Annotated in this window: 22 protein-coding genes; 11 read left to right on the top strand and 11 right to left on the bottom strand. The window is 51.4% G+C overall.

What is annotated here, in order from left to right; all coding sequences use genetic code 11:
• Positions 1 to 20: 20 nt before the first annotated feature.
• The 6 genes from greB to EFO84_RS05985 form a co-directional block, all read right to left on the bottom strand.
• On the bottom strand, positions 21 to 488 hold the full coding sequence (greB, locus tag EFO84_RS06010) for a transcription elongation factor GreB (protein WP_127347151.1): 468 nt from the start codon (positions 486 to 488) through the stop codon (positions 21 to 23).
• Positions 489 to 554: 66 nt separating this feature from the next.
• A complete protein-coding gene (locus EFO84_RS06005; RefSeq protein ID WP_127347150.1) occupies positions 555 to 2507 on the bottom strand; it encodes an LTA synthase family protein in 1953 nt (650 codons plus the stop codon).
• A gap of 89 nt (positions 2508 to 2596) precedes the next feature.
• Positions 2597 to 3982 (bottom strand): ATP-binding protein, encoded by a 1386-nt coding sequence (locus tag EFO84_RS06000; RefSeq protein WP_127347149.1) that lies wholly within the window; start codon positions 3980 to 3982, stop codon positions 2597 to 2599.
• Complete coding sequence (locus EFO84_RS05995; RefSeq protein WP_127347148.1) at positions 3969 to 4646, bottom strand: response regulator; 678 nt, start codon at positions 4644 to 4646, stop codon at positions 3969 to 3971. Before EFO84_RS05995 ends, EFO84_RS06000 begins: the two co-directional genes overlap by 14 nt.
• A gap of 4 nt (positions 4647 to 4650) precedes the next feature.
• A complete protein-coding gene (locus tag EFO84_RS05990) occupies positions 4651 to 6267 on the bottom strand; it encodes a phosphoethanolamine transferase (RefSeq protein WP_164742391.1) in 1617 nt (538 codons plus the stop codon).
• A gap of 656 nt (positions 6268 to 6923) precedes the next feature.
• Positions 6924 to 7571 carry a flavin reductase family protein gene (locus EFO84_RS05985; protein WP_127347146.1) on the bottom strand — a complete coding sequence of 216 codons (648 nt, stop codon included), beginning with the start codon at positions 7569 to 7571 and terminating at the stop codon, positions 6924 to 6926.
• Positions 7572 to 7787: 216 nt separating this feature from the next.
• On the opposite strand from EFO84_RS05985, the gene EFO84_RS05980 reads away from it, so the two are divergent.
• A complete protein-coding gene (locus EFO84_RS05980) occupies positions 7788 to 10199 on the top strand; it encodes a S9 family peptidase (protein ID WP_127347145.1) in 2412 nt (803 codons plus the stop codon).
• On the opposite strand, the gene EFO84_RS05975 is transcribed toward EFO84_RS05980, so the two are convergent.
• A complete protein-coding gene (locus EFO84_RS05975) occupies positions 10189 to 10335 on the bottom strand; it encodes a DUF2256 domain-containing protein (RefSeq protein ID WP_127347436.1) in 147 nt (48 codons plus the stop codon). The genes EFO84_RS05980 and EFO84_RS05975 overlap by 11 nt on opposite strands.
• A 195-nt stretch (positions 10336 to 10530) precedes the next feature.
• Between EFO84_RS05975 and ompR the strand changes: the two genes are divergently transcribed.
• Both ompR and envZ read left to right on the top strand, forming a co-directional pair.
• Entirely contained in the window at positions 10531 to 11256 is a 726-nt protein-coding gene (gene ompR, locus EFO84_RS05970; RefSeq protein WP_127347144.1) for an osmolarity response regulator transcription factor OmpR, read from the top strand.
• Entirely contained in the window at positions 11257 to 12594 is a 1338-nt protein-coding gene (gene envZ, locus EFO84_RS05965) for a two-component system sensor histidine kinase EnvZ (protein WP_127347143.1), read from the top strand. It begins immediately after the preceding gene.
• Here envZ and sthA read toward each other — a convergent pair.
• Positions 12574 to 13980, bottom strand: coding sequence for a Si-specific NAD(P)(+) transhydrogenase (gene sthA / locus EFO84_RS05960; protein ID WP_127347435.1), 1407 nt, complete (start codon positions 13978 to 13980; stop codon positions 12574 to 12576). The two genes, envZ and sthA, sit on opposite strands and share 21 nt — an antisense overlap.
• A gap of 111 nt (positions 13981 to 14091) precedes the next feature.
• On the opposite strand from sthA, the gene nudE reads away from it, so the two are divergent.
• Together nudE and cysQ are read left to right on the top strand one after the other, a co-directional pair.
• Positions 14092 to 14646: an ADP compounds hydrolase NudE gene (gene nudE / locus EFO84_RS05955; RefSeq protein ID WP_127347142.1), complete on the top strand. Its 555-nt coding sequence runs from the start codon at positions 14092 to 14094 to the stop codon at positions 14644 to 14646.
• The gene (gene cysQ / locus EFO84_RS05950) at positions 14646 to 15494 is read left to right on the top strand and encodes a 3'(2'),5'-bisphosphate nucleotidase CysQ (RefSeq protein ID WP_127347141.1); all 849 of its coding nucleotides are present in this window, start codon (positions 14646 to 14648) and stop codon (positions 15492 to 15494) included. The genes nudE and cysQ overlap by 1 nt, the downstream gene beginning before the upstream one ends.
• Here cysQ and EFO84_RS05945 read toward each other — a convergent pair.
• Positions 15472 to 15684 (bottom strand): YheU family protein, encoded by a 213-nt coding sequence (locus tag EFO84_RS05945; RefSeq protein WP_127347140.1) that lies wholly within the window; start codon positions 15682 to 15684, stop codon positions 15472 to 15474. The two genes, cysQ and EFO84_RS05945, sit on opposite strands and share 23 nt — an antisense overlap.
• Complete coding sequence (locus EFO84_RS05940) at positions 15685 to 17577, bottom strand: ATP-binding cassette domain-containing protein (protein WP_127347139.1); 1893 nt, start codon at positions 17575 to 17577, stop codon at positions 15685 to 15687.
• Positions 17578 to 17657: 80 nt separating this feature from the next.
• Here EFO84_RS05940 and EFO84_RS11880 point away from each other — a divergent pair, with 80 nt between their 5' ends.
• The 6 genes from EFO84_RS11880 to EFO84_RS05910 are packed head-to-tail and all read left to right on the top strand — an operon-like array spanning position 17658 to position 22072.
• Positions 17658 to 17867, top strand: a complete 210-nt coding sequence (locus tag EFO84_RS11880; RefSeq protein ID WP_127347138.1) for a YheV family putative zinc ribbon protein — start codon at positions 17658 to 17660, stop codon at positions 17865 to 17867.
• Positions 17864 to 18292, top strand: a complete 429-nt coding sequence (locus EFO84_RS05930; RefSeq protein WP_127347137.1) for a hypothetical protein — start codon at positions 17864 to 17866, stop codon at positions 18290 to 18292. The genes EFO84_RS11880 and EFO84_RS05930 overlap by 4 nt, the downstream gene beginning before the upstream one ends.
• Positions 18293 to 18313: 21 nt before the next feature.
• Positions 18314 to 18610: a ssr3402 family protein gene (locus EFO84_RS05925; protein WP_127347136.1), complete on the top strand. Its 297-nt coding sequence runs from the start codon at positions 18314 to 18316 to the stop codon at positions 18608 to 18610.
• Entirely contained in the window at positions 18610 to 19755 is a 1146-nt protein-coding gene (locus EFO84_RS05920) for a threonine aldolase family protein (RefSeq protein WP_240642651.1), read from the top strand. Before EFO84_RS05925 ends, EFO84_RS05920 begins: the two co-directional genes overlap by 1 nt.
• Positions 19749 to 20279 carry a hypothetical protein gene (locus EFO84_RS05915; protein ID WP_127347135.1) on the top strand — a complete coding sequence of 177 codons (531 nt, stop codon included), beginning with the start codon at positions 19749 to 19751 and terminating at the stop codon, positions 20277 to 20279. The genes EFO84_RS05920 and EFO84_RS05915 overlap by 7 nt, the downstream gene beginning before the upstream one ends.
• A 17-nt stretch (positions 20280 to 20296) precedes the next feature.
• Positions 20297 to 22072, top strand: coding sequence for an acyl-CoA dehydrogenase (locus tag EFO84_RS05910; RefSeq protein ID WP_127347134.1), 1776 nt, complete (start codon positions 20297 to 20299; stop codon positions 22070 to 22072).
• Here EFO84_RS05910 and EFO84_RS05905 read toward each other — a convergent pair.
• On the bottom strand, positions 22069 to 23664 hold the full coding sequence (locus EFO84_RS05905; RefSeq protein WP_127347133.1) for an ABC-F family ATPase: 1596 nt from the start codon (positions 23662 to 23664) through the stop codon (positions 22069 to 22071). The two genes, EFO84_RS05910 and EFO84_RS05905, sit on opposite strands and share 4 nt — an antisense overlap.
• Positions 23665 to 23676: the final 12 nt, after the last annotated feature.

The following is a 23676-nucleotide window of genomic DNA, read 5'->3' as shown; positions in this document are numbered from 1 at the left end:
CCATGTCGAATCGAAAATGGTTAGTAATGAATGGCGCTAATGTACCACGTTTTGTGACCGCTTGGGGTAGTCACCGTGACCACATCGTCAACCTGTTTGCCGAGTGCAGCGCGCGCCATTGGTGCATCAATAGACACCACATTGGCTTGCCCGTAAATTTCATCAGGCCCGACAATATGAAAGGCGAGAGTGTCGCCGGCGTCGTTTTGCAACTCAACATGCGCGCCAAAGTACACTTTGCCGGCTTGACTGGGTGCAGGGTCGACAATTTTCAGCTGCTCCAAGCGCTTTTGCAAAAAGCGAATGCGCTTGTCGATTTGTCGCAGCTTTTGCTTATTGTATTTGTAGTCGGCGTTTTCTGAGCGGTCGCCCAAGCTTGCTGCCCAGGCCACTTTCTCAGTCGTTTCACGACGCTCAACCCGCCAGAGCTGGTCGAGTTCACGTTGTAACCGCTCAAAACCGGCGCGGGTAATTAACGAAGTAGGCATAGCACATAGCAGCTCAATTATTTCAGAGCCGCTATTGTGCGAAATTGTCGGTGCTAGCTCAATGCTTTATTGCGATTTCTCAGCCGTATCCGCGCGGCTGTGGTAAATTTTTCGTTGATACAGCCAGTTCGCGAGCAGCGCATAGTGCAGCGCGCGCTCTGCCTGTTGCGGATTCAATGCCGTCGGCGTTAAACGCCGCGAGGACAGGTCGTAACGGCCGCTGACTGGCGGTTTTTCAGGCTGCAATATGGTTGCTACATCGCCCTCAAGTAGCGCAAAGGTTTGGTTAAACTGTAACAGTGCACGATTAGCGGGTTGCGCATTAGGTGCACTTAAATCTTGCCCGATGGTTGGGATTGCTGCGGCAACTCCGGCCAAAGATAGCAGCGTTGGCGCCAGATCAATTTGACTGGTTATCGCTGCCAACCGTTTCGCTTCAAGATCAGCCCCGACAATCACCGCAGGGATGTGAAATTTATCAATAGGAACAAGTTGGTCACCATAAACACGGTTATCATGATCTGCCACAATTAAGAACAAGGTGTCCTGCCAATAGGCACTGCTGCGCGCTTGCTGAATAAACTGTCCCAGTGCTAAATCGGCATAACGGACGGCGTTATCAACCGATTGCAGTGGTCCATCAGGCGCAACGATTTTGCCCTCTGGTAGCTCAAAAGGCTCATGGTTTGAGGAGCTAAAAATCAAGCTGAAGAATGGTTGCCCTTGCTGATGCAGCGTGCTCAAGCGTTCATGTGCCATGGCAAAAAGATCCTCATCACTAACGCCCCAGCTACTGACAAACTGCGGGTCAACAAAGCTATTTTGGTCGATAATTGACTGCACGCCGTTGCCAGTAAAGAAGCTCCGCATATTATCGAAATGCGCTTCGCCGCCGTATACGAATTCGGTAAAGTAGCCTTGTTGCTTGAGCGTATCAGCGATGGTGAAGAAGCCTTGTTGCGAACCTGATAATTTCACCGTACTGCGTGCCGGCGACGGCGGGAAACCGGCTACTACAGCCTCGATACCGCGTACCGAGCGAGTGCCAGTGGCATACATCTGTTCGAACCACCAACCCTGTTCACTTAAAGCGGCTAGGTTTGGCGTCAAACCACGCTCAACAAAACCATAGCCTAAGCTCTCCTCTAAAATAATGACGATATTGAGTGGCTTGTCGCGGTTTCGACTGGGTGTTTGCCAATGCAACGTGGGTAGTTCCGGGTCAATAAATTGAGCGCCGTTAAAGTAAGGCAGTTGACGCACAAATTCGACAAGTTGCTGATCGGATAATTCACCATAAATACGGCTAGCATCGGCCTCGTGACGCATATTGTAGAGCGCGAATTGCACCGAATAGGTGGAGCTCAATAGCAATGAATTAACCAGTGGATCAGCAGTAACAGCGAATAGTGCGGGGTTGGCTGGGCGATGATCAAAACTGGAGCGAATACTCATGATGGTAAGCAGCACGACAACCGGCCATAACCAGAGGCTGCCAGCACGGTTGCGCAGCGTTGTTTTGGCAGCGCTTCGTTGTGCTAGCTTTTGCAAACTAAACCAGCCCACGCTGATACCGGCAATACTTATCAGCAACCAACCACGAAAGCCGTTCCACAAGGTGCTGAATACTTCCGCTGGGTAGCCCAAATATTCGATAAAAAGACGATTGGGGCGGACATCATATTGGGCAATAAAGGCTGGTGTCATGAGCTCCATGGCAAGCGTCACACCCAATACAGCAATCAACCACCAACGGCTAAATTGTCGCCAGCCAAGCTCTGCCTTCAGCAGGATAAAAATGGGCAGCACCAGTAATGCCAGCAGATTCCAGTAGCCGAGCATGATCAGATCGGCACGAATACCCTGCAGCATCAGCAGTGGCCACCACCCCGCGGCGCTAACCCGATCGCTATACAGGGTAAACAGTACGCCGCGACTGAGGGTCAGAATAATTAAACCCACCCCTAATAACGTAAGCAGAGGTCGATAAGGCGCAATAGCGGCACGAAATGATGTCATGAAGCATTCCTAGTGAAAGAGAATGCCTCATGATGTCGCTAAAAACTTAAGGTAAACTTAAGGTAAACTTAACGGGTTATCGCACTGTTTTAATTCGGAATAGATAAAATCGCCCGCAGACCATGCGGCTGGTTGGGCTCAAAGATTAACTCGCCACCATGTAAATGTGCTACGCGCGCAGCAATTGACAGACCCAAACCGGCACCATTGGCTAATTGACGGTGTTGCTCGGCACGGTAAAAACGCTCTGTTAAATGCGCAATTTGCCCAGCATCTACGCCCGGGCCGTCGTCGGCTATCATGATCTGCAAGTGATTATCGTGGATTTCGGCGACAATCTTAATCATCGGTTGATCGCCACTGTACTTGAGGGCATTTTCTATCAGGTTACGCAATGCCGAACCGAGTAGTGTTGGGTATCCGCGACCGTTCAGCTGACTTGAGATACTCAGATTCCATTCGGCAGTTTCCACCGCGTCAATGGGCAAGTCACTGATGACTTGCTCAACCAGTTCAGCGAGGTTAAACGCCTGTAAAGCCCCTAAATGGGCGCTGGGAGAATCTGCCTTAGCCAAGATCAGCAGTTGTTCAATCAAATGATTCATGCGTTGAGATACTTGACGAACTGCTTTGCAACTTGGGTGCTGCCGATCGGGCAACTGCTCAGCGTGTAATTTCAACGCCGCTAATGGCGTTCTTAATTCATGGGCGGCATCGTTGATAAAGCGTCGCTCCCGTTCAAGTTGTTCGGTGATGCGCTGCAATAGGCTATTCACCGCTATGCGAATTGGCTCGATTTCTGCCGGTAGTGATTCAATCACTGGCTGCAGCTGATCGGCACGACGCTGACCAAGTGTCTTGGCATAGCGCCGAACGGGTTGTAATACACGGTTGACCAACCAAAGGATGCCAAGTGAAATGGGTACCCAGGTCATAAACAATGCCAAGAGCTGATCACGGGCTAAGTAGCCACTGAGTTCCGAACGAATATCCTCGCGTTGCGCAGTAAATATCCACAGCCCGGTGGTGTTGTCATAATGGCTAAAACTAATCCAGGTTTGTTGCTCTCGCAGATGCTCTTGATAGCCAGGGCTAAAGCGTGCCAACGGTTCCCCAAGGGCATTTTCCGACGCCAGAATTAGGTTGGCATCACGCCACACTTGAAAGCCAAGTTTGGTCTCGTATTTGTGCCCATCTAAGGTTCGATAGCCATCACCATCGTTGGATAACAGATCATCGTCAATAAATTTTGGTAGCTCGATAATCAGCAGTTGCTGATCCTCATTCAGAAATTGTTGGTCATGGGTCAGGCTTTTAATCAAACGGGCGGTTTGCGCCAGTTCAGCATCAAATAGCTCATCTAGCTCGTGCACCGTGTTGCGATAGCTCGCCCACGCCGTAATGGCCAAAATGCTAATGACAACAGTATTGACTCCAATGAGTAGTGCCGCTCGTAACGATTTAATGGTCATCATGAAGAGTCTCAGCAGCAAGCATATAGCCCATACCGCGGATGTTACGGATCAAGTTTTTATCGGTCTTTTTGCGTAAATGATGGATGTGAACTTCTACGGTATTACTTTCAACGTCACCATCCCAGCCATAGCAAACCGACTCCAGTCGTTCGCGACTCAATATTCGCTTTGGATTAAGTAAGAATTCCTTCAATAACAACCATTCGCGTCGCGTTAACACAATATTTTTACCTTGGTAGCTAACGTGTTGCTGGGCGAGATCCATAACCACACCACCATACTCTAATAAATCATCTGGGCGAGCTTGTTGGCGCCGGACCAAAACGCGAATACGAGCTTCGAGTTCGCGTAAATCAAATGGTTTGACCATGTAATCGTCAGCTCCGGCATCTAGTGCAGCGACTTTTCGTTCGATTTGATCCCACGCTGTTAACACCAAGATAGGCGCTACGAGCCCCTGTTGCTTCAGTCGATGGATCAGTGGTATGGCTAGGCCATCGGGCAAGCCAAGGTCGAAAATAAGCAATTGAAACTGGTCGCTACGTAGGGCCGCTTCGGCTTGTTTGCCAGTCACACAATGATCAACATGATAACCGAGCTGGGTCAGGCCATTGACAATGCCAATCGCAATCAACTGATCATCTTCAACGAGTAGTATGCGCATTTGTCTATCCACACCATGTAGTGACATCTAAGCTAGCGCGGTACAGCGAGCTTGTCACCTGTAAGAGCCCTAAAAAGCTATGAAAAATATGGTCATGGCTTAGCGCTTGGTCGGCACTAGGCGAGAGACATTCAGGCCGTAGCTGCGTTTGTTGGGCGTAAGAATCTGACAACCATAGTACCATCGGTACTTCTCGCTGTGCTGCCGGAGCAAGCCAGTAGGGCATTCCGTGCAAGTAAGTTCCGTTCTCACCCAGTGACTCACCATGGTCGGACACATACAGCAGCGCACTCTCGTAGGTACTGTTGTTTAGCACGGCAATACTGTCAGCAATAACATCATCTGTGGTGCGTAATGAATTATCGTAGCTATTAACCAGCTCTGCTGTACTGCATTGTTCAAAATTGCTACTTGTGCATTCCGGACTAAAGATTTTATCGCTCGGTAAAGAGCGCCGATAATAGGCGGGTCCATGACTGCCGATCATGTGCAGGACAATCACCGTATCGCTGCTAATGTGCGCAAGCTGGTGTTGTAGTTGTTTGACCAAAATACCATCATTGCAGTAATCGGAGTCTACGCACAATGGGTCGTCACGGTGATCGCTGGTGTTGACTGTGGCAACACGGTTACACATATCCTTACAGCCAGAGTTGTTATCAATCCAAATCACTGAGTAGCCGGCGGCCTGCGCGATATCCAACACATTGGACGAGTTGCGAGCGCTTTCAGGATCAAACGCCTCACGAGTTTGGTAGCTCAACAAGCACGGCACCGAGGTGGCAGTTGCCGTGCCACAAGCAGCTATAGCCCCGAAATTGATGAGTTTATGCTGCTCACTCAGCTGCTTTAAGCGTGGTGTAGTATCGCGAGCGTAGCCATTGATAGAGAAATGATCAGCGCGGGCCGTCTCACCAATCACTAAGACCAAAACGCGATGATTAGTTGCCGTCATGGTTGATATTTTTTCAGCAGTCGCGGTCAGGTCGATGTAACTGGGAGCGCTATGAAATTGAGAATTAGCCACACTGACCGCGGCACTGACCCAATTGACAGGGATAACTTGATGTTTGAGTTCACGATGATTTCGTACCAGCGAGGCCAGCGGCTGATACCAGACCATAATAACGCTCATCAAGCCAACCAAGAGTGCGCTCAGCAAAAGCGTATGGTGAAGCACTACATGGCGCTTTCTCGACGGCCATTCAATGGTTATCAGGCGCAACAACAAGCTTGGTACAACGCCCCAGAGCACACAAGTAAATAGCAGCGACAGAGTCACCAGCGAAGAACTTTCTGAAGCGTCCGTTTCAAGCACATTGATAAGCATATCAGCGTCAATCAAGATGCCGTAATGTTGCTGAAAATAGAGCGCTAGAGCAGACGAAAACACCACGACAGCGACGCTAAATCGCCAAATTTTCGGCCAGATCATCAAGGTGGCGAACAGTCCGTTGAGCAGCAGCATAACCGCAGTCAAAGCGATCACTGGGGCGGCGCTGGTCAATTGATAGTGTTCCTGCATGGCGTACAGTAAGGCACCATTGTAGGTAAACGTCAGCCACAGCGAAATGACAATGATTACTTGCCAAGCTTTCAGGTTAAAGGGTCGTTTTATCATGAGTGTTACCATTGAAAATTAGCCATGCCACAACGCTACAAATAACTGCGGTGGAGATATCGTCGATAAAAAATGCGCTCCACGCAGCTGCTGGGTTAAGGAGTTAGGCGATAGTAGCGATGAATTCTTAGCGAAAACTTAAGATTTGTGCATGAACCAGTTGTATATTTTGGGCGGTATAAACTATATCTTTAGTAATTATTCATTTTGGAGAAGAAGCAATGCGGCGTAGGTTCATTATTGGAGTTTCCTCGATTGTTCTGATGGGGTGTGAAGTCATGGAAGATATAGCTTGGAGCGAGAACACCTTTCTGCAATCAAGCACGTCAGGCAACGGTATGTATATAGAACAGTATCAAACCGATACTTATGACAATTTTAGCGGCGCTCACGTGGGCTCAAAGTTTGACTTTTATGTTACTAACAATCGCTCAAAGACACTTTGCTTTCGACTAGATTTTGCAAGTATTAGCGCCGATAACTATCATTATCGAGAGATCTACCGTATTGAGCCAGGTCAGAAGACGTGGGTTGGCTACGCATCGATTTTCTTCCGGACATCGGGGCACAACACTTTACGTGTGAAGCCCGCTACTGAATGGGGTTGGATCGATTCTTGGCAGAATTGCCAGACCAATCTCACCTGGTAATAGCGTCTACAGCGAATCCAGTTCCTGTGGCTGCTGGTCAGGTTCTGGGTAGCTGAAGCGGGCGATGCGCTGGGTACGATGATAGCCATCGAGGCCTGATACCGCCAAGGTGTCGAGTAGTTCCAGCGCAACGTAGCCATCTTCGGCGACCACCGCCGAAGGTAGGCGAACCCACTCAATCTGGCCAATCACTAACTCGGTGCCGTTGTGTTTGATCGGTACCTTTTCCACCAGTCGTAAACCAATATTAATGGCGCTTTGTTGCACATAGGGTGCGGCGAAGCCGGCGACATAGCCTTCGCTCAGACCGGTCGCATCAAACTCTGATAGCTCGCGTGGGTATTTGGCACCACATTGATGCGCCGCCGGCAGCATCAGACTGTTGACTTGATTAAAGGTATACACGCCGGTGGCAACGATATTCTCGACACTGTGGCGAGTGACCGTGTGCGGCCGCGTGATGTAACCCATCAAAGCGGGGTCAGCCCCCAAATGCACCACCGAACTGATCATCGCCAAATTGGTGCGCCCCTGGGTGTCGACGGTGCCGAGTAAATTAGCACTTTTAAAGCCCGACAAACTATTGATGAAATGGGCACGGTAGCGCGAAGGCAGTTGGCTAATATCAGTTTGGGTAAATAATTGCGTCGACATAGCAGAATCGTCCTGAATCGTTGCGTGTTGGCGGTTACGTACAATCGGCCGCGCTAGATCACCGCGGGTATGCGGTCAATGCCCTCTCTGCTGCGGTCTATGTGACCTTTTTAGGGCTGACTTATGAGTAAATTATGGTAGCTTAAACTTGTACAATAATCTGCCCCTAGGGCTGTATTCCGTTTAACGCGCTGACCACAGCGTTTGGAGTTTGTGATGCTACGTTCAACTTTTGCTGTGTTTGGTGCCACCGCACTATTGCTCAGTACCACTTTGGCGACGGCTAACCCAGTCAAGATCGACTATCAAAAGCCGGCGCAGGAAATTATCGATATCGTCGATGCTGCCCCATCGCCAGGCGGTAGTTTAAGCCCGGATGGTAAAACTTTATTAGTCACCGATTATCCGGCACTGCCGGAAATTGCTGATTTAGCCGTGAGTGAGTACAAACTTGCTGGGCGCCGTATTAACCCGGCTAACTTTACCGTGAGCCAAGCGCGCTACATCAACAACTTTCGTTTGGTCGATGTAGCTAGCGGCGACAGTAAAGCTATCACTGGTTTACCCAAAGATCTCAAAGCAATTGGTTTAGCTTGGGCTCCCAACGGTAATGGTTTCGCATTCTTGCAGATGAACCCAACCGCAGTGCATTTATGGTATGTGGATGCTAAGTTGGGTCGGGCGCGGCAGCTAGGCGGTGATAGTGTGAATGCCACCTGGGGCGCACAAATTGAATGGCGCAGCGACAGCTTAGGTATGTTCGTGTTGCGGGTTCCGAAAGATTATCCCGCTGAACCTAAAGCCAACCCTGTGCCACAAGGGCCAGTGATCACTGAGAGCCGCGGCCGCACAGCGCCGGGGCGGACCTATCAAGACTTGCTGCAAAGCAAGCATGATGAAGCGTTATTTGAGCACTATTTCACCTCACAACTGACTTATGTCAGCGTCAATGCGAAAGAGCGTTTTATCGGTGAACCGGCGTTGATCAACGATTTCAGCCTGTCACCAGATGCTAAATATTTATTGGTTACGCGCCTCAAAGCGCCGTATTCGTACGCGGTACCGAGCTCACGCTTTGCTCGTACTACGGATGTTTGGACCGAACGCGGTAAGCCGGTATATCAAGTGGTTGATCAACCGTTAGCCGACAATTTACCGATTGCCTTTGACGCAGTGGTGGATACCCGCCGCAGCATTAGCTGGCGCAATGATGCAGATGCTACCCTAGTGTGGGCACAAGCCACTGATGGCGGCGACCCAGCTGTCGCAGCCGAGGTTCGCGACCAATTGTTCCAATTGCCAGCACCGTTCGACGGTGAGCCGCAAAAGCTGCTCGACATGAGCAAGCGCTACGCGCGGTTATTAGCTGCGGATGCCGAGAATGTCTTGGTGTGGGAGCGTTGGTGGGCCGATCGTAATGAGAAGCTGTGGTTGCTTGACAGTACTGGTAAAAAAGCACCGAAATTGGTGTGGGAGCGCTCATGGGAAGACCGTTATAACGACCCCGGCCAGCCGTTTACGGTGATGCGCAATGGTCGTCGGTTATTGCAACTCGATGGCCAGCAGCTGCTGTTAACCGGTAATGGCGCCTCAGCCGAAGGTGATCGTCCGTTTATTGATCGCTATAACCTAGCTGATGGTAGCAGCGAGCGTTTATGGCGTTCAGAAGCGCCGTATTATGAAGATGCGATAGCGCTGATAGATGCCACCAAGTTACATTTTTTGACCCAGCGTGAAGCCACCGATCAACCCGCTGATTTTTATCTGCGTAGCGTGACGGATAATAGCCTGCGCGCGTTAACCGAAACCGCACATCCAATGCCGCATACCTTAGGTATAAGCCGCGAGCTGATCACCTACAAGCGTGCTGATGGCTTGGCTATGTCGGCGACTTTGTACTTACCAGCGGGTTATGAGGCTGAGCGTGATGGTCCATTACCGGGTATTGTGTGGGCGTATCCGCGTGAATATCGCAGTGCTGCCGCCGCCGCGCAAGTCAGTGGGTCACCGTATCGCTTCAATCGCATTAGTTATTGGGCGCCGCAGTTTTTAGCTACGCAAGGCTATGCAGTATTTGATAGTGCGACTATGCCGATTGTTGGTGAAGGCGATGCATTGCCCAACGATACCTTTATTGAGCAGCTGATCTTAAATGGCGAGGCAGTGATTAAGACCGGTGTTGAACGGGGTGTTCTCGACCCTGAGCGGGTTGCTCTAGGAGGGCATTCGTATGGTGCCTTTATGACTGCCAATATTTTGGCTCACAGTGACTTATTCAAAGCCGGTATTGCTCGCAGCGGCGCTTACAACCGTAGTTTGACGCCGTTTGGTTTTCAGCGTGAAGAACGCACAGTATGGGATGATGCCGACTTGTACGTGCGCATGTCGCCGTTTTTCCACGCCGACAAAATCAACGAGCCACTGTTGATGATTCACGGTATGAACGACAACAATTCGGGCACCTTCCCCATGCAAAGCGAGCGCTTATATCAAGCCATCAAAGGCCTAGGCGGTACCTCGCGATTGGTGATGTTGCCGCTCGAGTCACATGGCTACCGCGCTCGTGAGTCGGTGTTGCATATGCTCTGGGAAACCGTCACCTGGCTCGACGAGTTCGTTAAGAACTAGTCACTTTCTTGCGTTGACTGGCACAGCGTTGGGAGCAGTATTTCACCTGCTCCCAATCGCGCTGCCACTTTTTACGCCAACTGAACGGCCGTTCACACACCACACATACCTTGCTTGGCAGATGCTGCTTTTTTATCATAGTCACAACGTCAGAGCTCATGTCATGCTGGAAGTGTAGTGAATACGTCTAATGCATTGACGTTGGATTGCACCAGACAACATTTAGATACAAATTCCTATGCACTGTTACAAGGCGTTGTTTGCAAATAGCAACGCTTCTTTTATAGTGGGTGCATGAGGCTCATCGGAGCTACTTTTTGGAGCGCAGGGAATGACACAAGAAACCTTTAAAGTGCTGGTCGTTGACGATGATGCGCGGCTACGTAGTTTGCTTGAGCGCTACCTTGCCGAGCAAGGTTTCTATGTTCGCTCAGCGGCGCAAAGTGAGCAAATGGACCGTTTGCTAGAGCGCGAAAATTTCCACTTGATGGTGCTCGACTTGATGCTTCCCGGTGAAGATGGCTTATCGATTTGCCGGCGCTTACGGCAAAAGAACAATGATATTCCAATCGTCATGCTGACCGCCAAGGGCGACGAAGTCGATCGTATTATTGGCCTCGAACTCGGCGCTGATGACTATTTAGCCAAGCCGTTCAATCCCCGCGAGCTGCTGGCGCGTATCCGTGCGGTATTACGTCGGCGTGGTAAGGAAATCCCAGGCGCACCTGCAGGTACCGATGAAACGGTCAGCTTCGGCGAGTTTCGTCTGAATCTAGGCACCCGCGAAATGTTTAAGGGTGATCAACCGATGCCGCTCACCAGCGGTGAGTTTGCAGTATTAAAGGCCCTAGTCACCCACCCACGTCAACCCATGTCGCGCGATAAGCTAATGAATCAAGCACGTGGCCGCGATTATAGCGCCTTGGAGCGTAGCATCGACGTGCAGGTATCGCGCTTGCGGCGCATGCTCGAAGTGGACCCAGTCAACCCACGCTATATCCAAACCGTGTGGGGCTTAGGTTATGTGTTTGTCCCTGATGGTGAGAATAAGAGCTAAATGCGTATATTGCCGCGCTCGGCCTTTGCTCGTACCGTAGCGCTGATTGCCTGCCTATTATTAATTAACCAAGTCATCTCCTATGTGATGGTTGGCCTGTATGTGGTGAAACCGAGCATGCAGCAAATTAGCTCGGTGGTGGCGCGGCAGGTGCAGGGCGTACTATTGCTGGATGAATGGCTGACTAATAGCCGTCTTAACTCGGCGGAAAAACGCGACCTCGCGATAAAGTACAGTAATGCCGCCGGTATTAAAGTGTTCAACCAAGCCGAAGCGTTGCAGCAAGGTTTAGCGCAAACCGTCAGTTACAATTTTTTATCCGCACAAATGAGTCAGTTACTCGATGCCGACAGTGAAGTGCGCATATCCCAAGGTGCCTATTATCAAGTCTGGATCCGCACCGATAACATGCCCGACTACTGGTTGCGCATGGATCTTGATAGTTTCGATGAAGCGCGTTTTTCTCCGCTGTTGTTTTATCTCATTCTAATTGGTGTGCTGTCGGTGCTCGGCGGAATGGTGTTTACCAACTGGCAGAACCGCCCGCTGAAAGCGTTACAAGCAGCAGCACTACAAATCGGTAAAGGCGAGTTTCCAGAACAGTTGCCCGAACGCGGTTCTACTGAGGTGATTGCAGTAACCCGCGCGTTTAACCAAATGTCCAAGGGTGTGCAGCAACTAGAGCAGGATCGTGCGCTATTAATGGCTGGCGTATCCCATGACTTGCGCACGCCACTCACCCGCATTCGGCTCGCAACCGAAATGATGCCTCCCAATGAAGACTATTTAGCAGAAGGTATCATCAATGACATTGATGATATGAACGCCATCATTGACCAGTTTATTGACTATGTGCGCATTGATAGCTCATCGGATAATGACACCGAAAACCTTAACTACCTGATTGAGGATGTGGTCGGTCATGTGCCTGAATCCTGGCAAAGTGACATTGCGGTGGATTATGGCGATATTCCACAAGCCTGTGTGCGCGCTATTTCCATTAAACGCGTATTGGTGAACTTATTGGAAAATGCTGAACGTTATGGTCAGGGTAAAATCCATATCATCAGCGGATACAACCGTGCTGCCAAACGGGTGTGGTTTACCGTTGCGGATAACGGCCCGGGTATTGCCGCGGCTGACATTGAACGCTTAGTGCAACCGTTCACCCAAGGCGATCGTGCTCGCGCTAGCCGCGGCTCAGGCCTCGGTCTAGCCATTGTGAAACGCATTGTTGAGCGTCATCAGGGCCGCATCAGTTTCGGTCGTAGTGCTTATCTGGGTGGTCTTGAGGTGCGGGTAGAATTACCCACATCCTCAGCCACGAATGCGGTTTAGACCATTGAGTGCGGCCACCCGAAACGCTTCTGCCATGGTCGGGTAGTTAAACGTGGTGTTGACGAAATACTCAATGGTATTGCCGCCATTTTTCTGTTCCATAATGGCTTGGCCAATGTGAATAATTTCTGCCGCGCGCTCACCAAAACAATGAATACCCAGCACCTCTTTACTATCACGATGGAATAGAATCTTCAGGCTACCCACCGCCATGTTAGAAATCTGCGCTCGCGCTAGATGCTTGAATTGTGCACGGCCAACCTCATAAGGCACTTTTTGTGCCGTCAGCTCTTCTTCGGTTTTACCCACAGAACTGATTTCCGGAATGGTATAAATACCGGTTGGAATATCACTATTTAGGCGTTGCGTACATTCACCGTGCAGCATTGCAGTGGCACAAATTCGGCCCTGGTCGTAAGCGGCGCTGGCCAGTGATGGGTAGCCAATAATATCGCCAACCGCATAAACGTTCTCAATGCTGGTTTGATAAAGGTGCGACACCTCTAGCTGACCGCGATGATTTGGCTTTAAGCCAATTCGCTCAACCTTGAGATCTTCAATATTCCCGGAGCGGCCGTTGGCAAATAGCAAGCAATCGGCATCAATACGTTTACCCGACTGAGTATATAAAGTGACACCGTTATCGTGAGCATCAATACGCTGATACTCTTCATTGTGCCGAATCACCACCCCGCTATTGCGTAGATGATACGACAGAGCATCAGATATTTCGGCATCTAGAAATGATAGTAAGCGCTCACGACTATTGATCAGATCAACCTTTACCCCAAGGCCGCGGAAGATGCTGGCATATTCACACCCAATCACCCCAGCACCGTAAATAATAATGCTGCGCGGTTCGTGGTGTAGGTTCAGCACGGTGTCGGAGTCATACACCCGTGAATGGCTAAAATCGACATCGTCGGGGTGGTAAGGGCGCGAGCCGGTGGCAATCACCACCTGTTTGGTGCGAATCAATTCCACTGTGCCATCTGCTTGGGTCACGGCAATTTCATGCGGGCTATTAAAGCTGGCGGTGCCATGCATTACCACCACGCCATTGCGCTCATAAAAGCTGCTGCGCAACTGCACTTGCTTACGGATCACCCCTTGGGCATGTTGCAAAATTTGCGAGAACGGCATGGTTCTCTGAACTCTATCCAAGCTAAACAATGGGTTATTGTTGTATTCAATCAGGCGACTGACTGAGTGGCGCAAGGCTTTTGAAGGAATCGTACCCCAGTGCGTGCAACCGCCACCTAAGGCTTCATATTTCTCAATCATGGCCACGCGGCGGCCATTTTTGGCCAGTTGCATGGCCGCGCCTTCGCCGCCCGGGCCACTGCCAATGACTACTGCATCATAGTCGCTTATCGCTTGGCTCATGGTGGTTATCCTTTTCGGGTTGTTAATCATTGTACGGTCACTGATTTTGTCGTTATAGTAACCAACATCAGTCACTAAAAACAGCCGTTGAGCCAGCATTACGGAATCATTATGGCGCATAAACAGATCCCTGAGATATTGACCCGAACCGTAGTGGCGCGCAGCCGCTTATTGCGTATCGAAGCCATTGATTTACGCTTTAGCAATGGCGTGGAAAGGCAGTTTGAGCGCATGCAAAGCAGTGGCCGTGGTGCGGTTATGGTGGTTCCGTTTCTCGATGATGACACCTTATTGCTGGTGCGCGAGTACGCCGCCGGCCTCCACAATTATCAGCTCGGCTTCCCGAAAGGGTTGATTGATGAGGGCGAAACTCCAGAGCAAGCTGCCAACCGTGAATTAAAAGAAGAAATTGGCTACGGTGCGCGTGAGTTAGTGCCGCTTAAGAGTGTCACCATGGCGCCGCAGTTTTTTTCCGCCACCATGCATATTTATATCGCCCGCAATTTATACCCCGAGCAGCTGCCCGGTGATGAGCCCGAACCGCTGGAATTAGTGCCGTGGCGCTTAGACAAGGTAGAGGCGCTGCTGGAGCAAGACGATTTTACCGAAGCGCGCAGTATTGCCGCGTTGTTGCTGATGCTGCGTCAGCGCGAGCAACAACGCTGATGTTTAGCGCAAGCCCAAGTTCCGAGGCGCAACGTCAATTATGGCTGCAAGGCGCCATGCAAATTGCCCGTGAAGCCGGTGCCTTGGTACTGGAGCTGTACCAAGACCAAAGCTTTGAAACCTTCGCCAAAACTGATGATTCGCCAGTCACCAGTGCGGATTTTGCCGCCAACCGGCTGATTGTCGACGCCCTGCAGCAACTGGCACCCGATATTCCGGTATTGTCTGAAGAGGGCAGTCACTTAAGCTTTGCCGAACGGCAGCAGTGGCCACGCTATTGGTTGATCGACCCGATTGATGGCACTCAAGAGTTTATTGCCGGCAGTGGCGACTTTGCTGTGGTGATTGCGCTGGTTGAAGCCCATCAGCCGATTATCGGGGTGATCTATGCACCCGTGCACGATAGTTTGTGGGCGGCGCAACGTGAAGCGGGGGCTTGGCGTTATGACCAGCAGGGGCAACAGCGTTTGACGGTCCGCCCATTTCAGCAACCCGAGCAAGAACCTGTCGTGGTTGCCATCAGTCGCCGTCAAGCACAGCAGAAGGTGCTCGCCCATCTCAACCCTAATCGCAGCTATCAGCAAGTTGCACGCGGCAGTTGTTCACTCAAAGCCTGTATGGTGGCGGAGGGCAGTGCCGACTGCTTTATGCGCATTGGCCCCACGGGTGAGTGGGATACCGCAGCCGCCGAAGTGATTGTCGGCGAAGCCGGTGGGCGCATTGTCAGCGACCAATTTAAGCCATTGACGTACAACCAAGAAGCCAACTTGGGCAATCCCAACTTTATGGTGCTCGGTGATCAGCAGGTGCCATGGCAGCAGGTGTTTAGCGGCCCTGGCGTGGCATAATCGTCAGCGTTTCGTGTAACTCCGAATACACTAACACCACTTCGTTGCGGGCCAATTGCGCGCGTACGTCAGCAACTTTCTCGGCGAGGGTTTTTTCCTCTTCACCGTAATCGGTACCTTCACGTAGTACAAAGCTTTCCAGCACATTGGTGAGGGTATCTGGGTCTAATTGTTGCCATGGAATTTCCATTTACTCAGCCTCGGCCTGTTGTAGGGCCTCAGCGGCGTCCATCCAGACTAATTCCGCCTGCTCTAGCTGCTGTTGTAACTGCGCTTGTTGCGCCAGCAGTTGCGTCAGTTGCGCTTTGCGATCGGCATGGTAGATATCGTTGTCGCCGAGTTGCGCAGTCACCACAGCCAACGCTTGTTCGTGCTTGGTCATAGTTTGCTCGGCTTTTTGTAACGCGTCTTTGAGCGGCTTCAATGCTTGCCGGCGCTGCGCCGCTTCGCGTTTTTCATCTTTACGTGATGGTGCACTGGCATTTTGCGCGGCGCTAGTTAACAGTGGTTGTGCGACATGCTGTTTCAACCAATCATGATAGTCATCAAGGTCACCGGCAAACGGCTGCACCTGCTGATTAGCCACTAAATAGAATTCATCCACGGTGGTGCGCAGCAAGTGCCGATCGTGCGACACAATCACCATGGCACCCTGATAATCTTGCAAGGCGTACACCAAGGCTTCACGCATGGTGCTGTCTAAGTGGTTGGTGGGTTCATCCAGCAACAACAGATTAGGCCGTTGGTAAACAATCAAGGCCAGCACCAAGCGGGCTTTTTCGCCGCCTGACATTGGGCCTACTTGGCTTAAGGCCTGATCGCCCGAAAAACCAAAGCCACCAATAAAGTCGCGTAGTTGCTGCTCGCTGGCCTGCTCATCAAGGCGTTGTAAATGCAGCAAGGGGCTGGCGTTGACGTCCAGCAATTCCAGCTGATGTTGGGCAAAATAGCCCAAGCGCACGCCGCTACTAAGCTCCACCACACCAGCCTGAGCTTTGAGCTCGCCGGCTAATAATTTCACTAAGGTGGATTTACCGGCGCCGTTACGACCCAGCAAGCCAATGCGACTGCCTGGCACTAAGTTAAATTTGATGTCACGCAGCACTACTTTGTCGCCATACCCAGCTTGCACGCGGGCTAAGGTCAGCAGCGGGTTGGGTAGCGCCAGTGGTTCACGAAAACTAAACTGAAAGCCGCTTTCGGCTAGCAATGGCGCCGCACTAGTCAGCCGCTCCAGCGCCTTGATACGGCTTTGGGCTTGGCGTGCTTTGCTGGCTTTATAGCGAAAACGGTCAATGTAGGCCTGCAGATGCTTGCGCTGCGCTTGTTCTTTGTCAAATTGCGCTTGTTGTTGTGCTAAGCGCTCACTGAGTTGGCGCTCAAAGCTGGAGTAATTACCGCTGTAACTGGTGGCGGTTTGATGGTCAATGTGAATAATCTGTTCGGCCACCGCATCCAAAAAGTCACGATCGTGTGAAATCACAATTAAGGTGCCCGGAAAGCGTTTTAGCCAGTCTTCCAGCCAAAATATCGCATCCACATCCAAGTGGTTGGTGGGTTCGTCGAGCAACAGCAAATCAGCACGCGCAATCAGCGCTTGGGCTAAGTTCAAGCGCATCCGCCAGCCACCGGAAAAAGCTGCTACCGGTTGGTTGATCTGCTCTTGGCTAAAGCCCAAACCGTCGAGCAAGCTGGCGGCTCTGGCATGGGCGTCATAGCCACTAATAGTGGCCAATTGGTCATGCAGAGCCCCAATCGCCACGCCGTCATGATCAGCTTCAGCTTGGGCAAGACGTTGTTCCAATGCGCGCAATTCAGTATCTCCATCAAGCACGTAATCAATGGCGGAGCGTTGCAGCGCTGGGGTTTCTTGTTTCACGCTGGCAATGCGCCATTGGCTGGGCAAGTCGCAGCTGCCTTGCTCAACTTGCAGCTCACCCCGCAGCAGGGCAAACAATGAAGATTTGCCGGTGCCATTACGCCCAACCAGGCCAACATGATGACCGGGGAATATACTCAATGAGGTATGTTGCAGAAGAGGTTTGCCACCGCGCATCAGCGCCATTGCGCGAATGTTGATCATATCCGTTCCTAACTGCCGTATGCGGCTACACTTTTGCTGAAAATCTGCCACAATCATACACGAAGCCACTTGAGGTGAATATGAGTAAACCACGTAAACGCTTTATCGCTGGCGCTACTTGCCCAGCCTGCAAAGCCACGGATACCTTGCAATTAACTGTTAGCGGCAGCGATGAGCAGGTGCTCTGCGTGGCCTGCGGTCACCATTTTGAAGGCCGCGATGGCAAACCTGCCGAGGCCGCAGAGGCGGTACCCAGCGCCAGCAACATCATTGGTATTTTCAAGCCATGACTGACACTGATGCGAACGATCGCGGTACAACATTGGTTGCAGTGGTCGGTGCCATCGGCCGGGGCGCGTTACTGTGGTTCGGCTATTTGTTGATCTATTTTTTAGTGTCGAGCTGGAACCATGATCTCGCTGATTTAATCGGCGGTTGGCTGTTGTTTCTACCCTATTTTTTTATATTTTATGCAGCAATATCAGCCATCGGATGGCTGTTGTTGGGCGCTCCGGTTATTGTATTGACGCGTCGTTATCAGCGTCATAACTGGTCTACGTTGATGCCAATAGCTGTGGTAGTTGCCATTATTATGTTGTTCATCGATAACGAGTTTTTTGGTCGAGCCTTCGCCGTGACTGTGATTGGGCAAGTGGCGTTGTACCTCTATTCATGGCAGCGTCAACAGCCATCCACTAGCGTTGCGTCAGACTAACCCAATACAGGAGCGCGCCCCATGCGTTACAAACTGGTCATGATGAGCTCAATTTTGGCAACCATAGCCGTCGCCCAAGCCGCATTGCCGCCGTATGCGCAAAATCGCCGCGATTTAGAGGTGATGATTGACTTTATCAACCAACACCGTGAGGTTGGCGATATGCTCAACAGTATCTCGATGGATGATTACACGGTGCGTTATGCCGAAACCTGCATCGTCCAGTTTGAGCGTAAAAAAAGCACTATGCCGCGTGGTTGGGTTGGTCCAAGTCCTGACCTTGAATTTAAGTCATCAAGCTGCGATTTGGCCGACTAATGTTTGAGCACAGTGCCTACCAGGAGTTATTAGCTCGCTACCAGCAGGCGCAGCAACAGGCGAGTAGCTGCATGTTTCGGCACCCTTGGCGCAGTATGGCCGAAACTCTCAAACAACTGGCTCAGCAAGCCGAACACTATAGCCACGCTGATGTGTACGGCAGCGGTGCGCTGATCAACGATCTGGAAGACGATATCGCCGCGTTGTTAGGCAAACCGGCAGCGTTATTTTTACCCAGCGGTACTTTAGCGCAGCCGTTAGCGCTGCGCATTCATGCCGATGCCCGCCAGCAAACCGGGGTGGCGTTGCATGCCACCTCGCATTTATTGCTGCATGAACAACAGGGTATGGAGCACTTGTGGGGTTTAACAGCGCAGCGGGTAGGTGCGGCCGATCGACCTATTCTGAGCGCCGATTTAACCGCACTGTCGGCGGCACAAGTCGCGACTATTGCGGCGCTGGTGGTGGAATTACCGGCGCGCGAAATAGGTGGCCAATTGCCGCCGTGGGAGGATCTGTGCCAACAAGCGCAATGGGCCAAACAACAGGGTATCGCCGTGCATATCGATGGCGCACGGTTGTGGCAGTGCCCGGGCTTTTACCAGCGCAGTTTAGCCGATATTGCCGCCTTAGCAGATAGCGTGTACGTTAGTTTGTATAAAGATTTAGGCGGTATTAGTGGTGCCATTTTGGCCGCTGATGCCGATTTCATTGCCACGGCGAAGATTTGGGCGCGCCGCGCTGGTGGTAATCTCGCCAGTGTGTATCCGCTGGTGCTAGCAGCGCAACAAGGGTTGCAGTTCTATCTGGGTAGTATGACCACGGCGGTGGCTTATGCTCAGCGACTGGCAGTAGCACTCAGTGATATCAGCCAGCTGGTGATCAACCCAATGCCACCCCAAGCGGCAATGTTTCATCTGCATATTCCTATTCCGCCGCAGCAATTGTTGGCATTGGTCGTCGATTATGCCGAGCAGCACGGTATTCTGCTGTTACCGCCGTCACGATCACAGCAGCGCGATTGCAGTTGTTGTGAGATCACCATTGGTACCGCCACTATGGCGCATGCGCCGCAGTTTTGGGCGCACCATCTGCAGCAGTGTTTAGCGCCTGCGCTGAACCTGCAAGGAGAATCATCATGTTGACCCGTTGTGTTGTGTTATGTGCGGCCTTGTGGCTAGTTATTAGTGGCAGTAGCCATGCCACCAATCAAGGCTATGACGTGATTACCGCCAAAGTGGGCGATAGCGCTGAGCTGTTAGTGATCAATTTGGCCGATCGCAGCAGTCACTGGTACGTGGTCGGGGGTGATGGCGGTAATCGCATGCTCGGTAGTGATTTGGCCGGTTTTCAGTTTATTGCCGAGTTAGCGGCCAATAGCGATTATCAGTATTTGGCGGTGATCTCTGTTGGCGAAGGGCACCCGCTGCTGGAAATTATTGATTTACGCCTGTTGCTCGAGCAAGGCGTGTATCAGGCGCTGCATGAGCTCAACCCCTACCCAGGTGATTTTGAGCTGCAGGGTTGGCAAGGGCACACCCTCGAGTTTGCCAGTACTGCAGAGTTGGACTATGACGGTTCCGCGCGTTCCAGCAGCAGTGAGCCCTTAACAGAAGCTATTCAGTATCAATTTGATGTAGTCAGCGGCCGGCTTAGCCAGCGGCCATAACACATAAGGAATTAACCATGTCACGACTAGTTGCCGAGCGCGACCTTGAATTTTTGTTGTATCAGGTGTTTGGTGCTGAGCAACTTAGCCAATACCCACGCTATAGCGATTATGATCGGGAGAGTTTCGCGCAGATTTTAGCGACCGCTAAAGGGGTTGCAGAAGATTATTTTCTGCCACATTTTCAGCAAGCCGATGCCCACGAGCCGCAGTTCGACGGCAGCACAGTGACCACCATTGCAGCGCTGAAAGTCGCTTGGCAGCAGTTTGCCGACACTGGGCTGCTATCAGCACGGCAAGACTATGAACACGGCGGTATGCAGTTGCCTGCGCTGGTTCATATGGCTTGCAATGCCTACTTTATGGCGGCCAACCCCGCCAGCGCGGCCTACCCATTTTTGACCAGTGCTGCCGCCAACGTGATCCGCGCCTTTGGCTCCTCCGCGCAGCAACAGCTGTATCTTCCCGCTATGCTGGATGGCCGCTTTGCCGGCACCATGGCGCTGACCGAACCTGACGTTGGCTCGTCGCTCGGTGATCTCACCACCAAAGCCATCAAACACCGTGATGGCAACTACCGCATTAAAGGCCAAAAAATGTATATCTCCGGTGGCGATCAAGATCTCACCGAGAACATCGTGCATTTGGTGCTGGCGCGTATTGAGGGTGCGCCGATTGGGGTGAAGGGTATTTCTATGTTTATTGTGCCGAAGTTCCGGCTGCATGAGGATGGCTCGCTGGCGGCGCGTAACGACGTGCAGCTGGCCGGGCTGCTGCACAAAATGGGCTATCGCGGCACCACCTCCACGGTACTCAGTTTTGGCGAGCAAGATGACTGCCATGGCTATTTAGTCGGCGAAGCCGGGCAGGGCTTGAGTTATATGTTCAAAATGATGAACGAAGCCCGCATCGGCGTGGGTTTGGGCGCCGCCATGATTGGTTATCGTGGCTACCTCGAATCATTAGCCTACGCCAAAGACCGGCCACAAGGCCGTGCTCCAACCAATAAAGACCCAGCCAGTAAACCGCTCGCCATTGTTGAGCATGCCGATGTAAAACGCATGCTGCTGCAGCAAAAGACCTACGTGGAGGGCGGCCTTGCACTGTGTTTATTGGCGGCGCGCTTAGTCGATGATCACGAAGCCAACCACGATGAAGACGCCGGTATCTTATTGGATTTACTCACCCCCATTGTAAAATCCTATCCGTCGTATTACGGTCCCAAAGCCAACGACTTAGCCATTCAGGTTCTTGGCGGTGCGGGCTATATTCGCGAATATCCAGTGGAGCAGTTGTATCGCGATAACCGTTTGAACCCGATTCACGAAGGTACCCACGGCATTCAATCGCTGGACTTATTGGGGCGTAAACTGTGGCAACATCAAGGGCGTGGGCAGAAGCTGTTGTTCCAGCGCATGCAAGCCACCTTGCAACAAGCGCAACAGCATTCGCAGTTGCAGCCGTTGTGCGCCCAGTATGGTCAATCGTTGCAGAAATTTATGCACACAGTGCTGACACTGGGGCAGACCTTACAGCAAGGTGAGGTTGATAAAGCTCTCGCTAACTCAGCGATATTCCTCGATGTAATGAGCCAGTATGTGGTGGGCTGGTTATGGCTAGAAATGGCTCAGCAAGCACTCGCAAGCAGCAGCGCCGATGACCCATGGTTACAGGGCAAATTGCACGCTGCCCGCTACCAAATTGAATGGGAGCTGCCACTGGCAGAAGCCCAACTACCCCAGCTACAAAGCTTCAATGACAGTTGGGCTAGCATGCAGCGCGATTGGTTTTAACCAGCGCGCTGCTGGGCGGCGAGGTATTCGTCGTAGGTGCCGACGAAATCACGCAAACCATGCTCAGTAATTTCAATAATTCGGGTTGCTAACGACGACACAAACTCGCGGTCATGGCTGACGAAGAGCACGGTGCCTTGGTAATGCTCAAGCGCCAAGTTGAGTGCCTCAATCGATTCCATATCCAAGTGGTTGGTCGGCTCATCCATGACCAGCACATTGGGTTTTTGCAGCGCTAATTTACCGAAAATCATGCGGCCTTTTTCACCACCAGAAAGAATGGTCACCGGCTTTTTGATATCGTCTTGTGAGAACAGCATGCGGCCAAGAACACCACGCACTGCTTGCTCATCATGGTATGGCTGTTTCCATTGCGCCATCCAATCAAACACGCTGATGCGGTCTTTGAAGAGGTAGGCGTGGTCCTGTGCATAGTAGCCAATATTGACGTTCTCAGACCATTTCACCAGCCCGCTATCGACCTGATAATCGCCCATCAGGCACTTCAGCAGGGTGGTTTTACCGATACCGTTGGCACCGAGAATTGCCACTTTTTCGCCTACTTCAATAATGGCGCTGAGGTTTTTCAATACCTTTAAGTCACCAAAGCTTTTGTTTACGCCCTCTAATTCTAGTGCTAAACGATACAGCTTTTTGTCTTGCTCAAAGCGAATATAGGGGCTGACGCGGCTTGAGGCTTTCACTTCGGCAAGCTGAATCTTCTCAATTTGCTTAGCGCGTGACGTTGCCTGCTTGGCTTTTGAGGCGTTGGCCGAGAAGCGGCTCACAAAGCTCTGCAACTCAGCAATCTTGTCTTGTTTCTTGGCGTTGTCGCTGAGTAACTGCTCACGCGCTTGGGTGGCAGCAAACATATATTGATCGTAGTTACCTGGGTAAACACGCAATTCGCCGTAGTCAATGTCAGCCATATGCGTACAGACACTGTTTAAGAAGTGGCGGTCGTGAGAAATAATGATCATGGTGCACTGGCGGCTGTTGAGCACTTCTTCTAACCAGCGAATGGTATTGATGTCCAAGTTGTTGGTCGGCTCATCGAGCAACATGATATCGGGGTTAGAGAACAACACCTGGGCCAGTAATACCCGCAATTTAAGGCCGGGCGCAATGGCTGCCATCAAGCCATAGTGTTGTTCGACTGGAATACCCACACCAATTAATAATTCACCGGCTCGCGATTCAGCGGTGTAACCATCCATCTCGGCAAATTCTACTTCAAGATCGGCCACTTTCATGCCGTCTTCTTCGCTCATGTCTGGGTCGGAGTATATGCGGTCACGCTCAGCTTTCACCTGCCACAGATGCTCGTGCCCCATAATTACCGTATCAATGACGCTGTATTGCTCATAGGCAAACTGGTCTTGGCGTAATTTACCTACGCGCATATTCGGCTCGACCGAAATATTGCCCGCCGACGGCTCTTGCTCGCCACTGAGAATGCGCATAAAGGTCGATTTACCACAACCGTTGGCGCCAATCAGACCGTAGCGATTGCCATTGCCAAACTTGACCGATATATTTTCAAACAGAGGTTTCGCACCAAATTGCATGGTGATATTAGAAGCAGAAATCACAAACAGATACTC

Origin of the sequence: Pseudidiomarina mangrovi, assembly GCF_003999375.1 — a bacterium.
Taxonomy (GTDB): Bacteria; Pseudomonadota; Gammaproteobacteria; order Enterobacterales; family Alteromonadaceae; genus Pseudidiomarina; species Pseudidiomarina mangrovi.
Note: the sequence above shows the minus strand (reverse complement) of the source record. Positions and strands in the feature narration are given on the sequence as shown.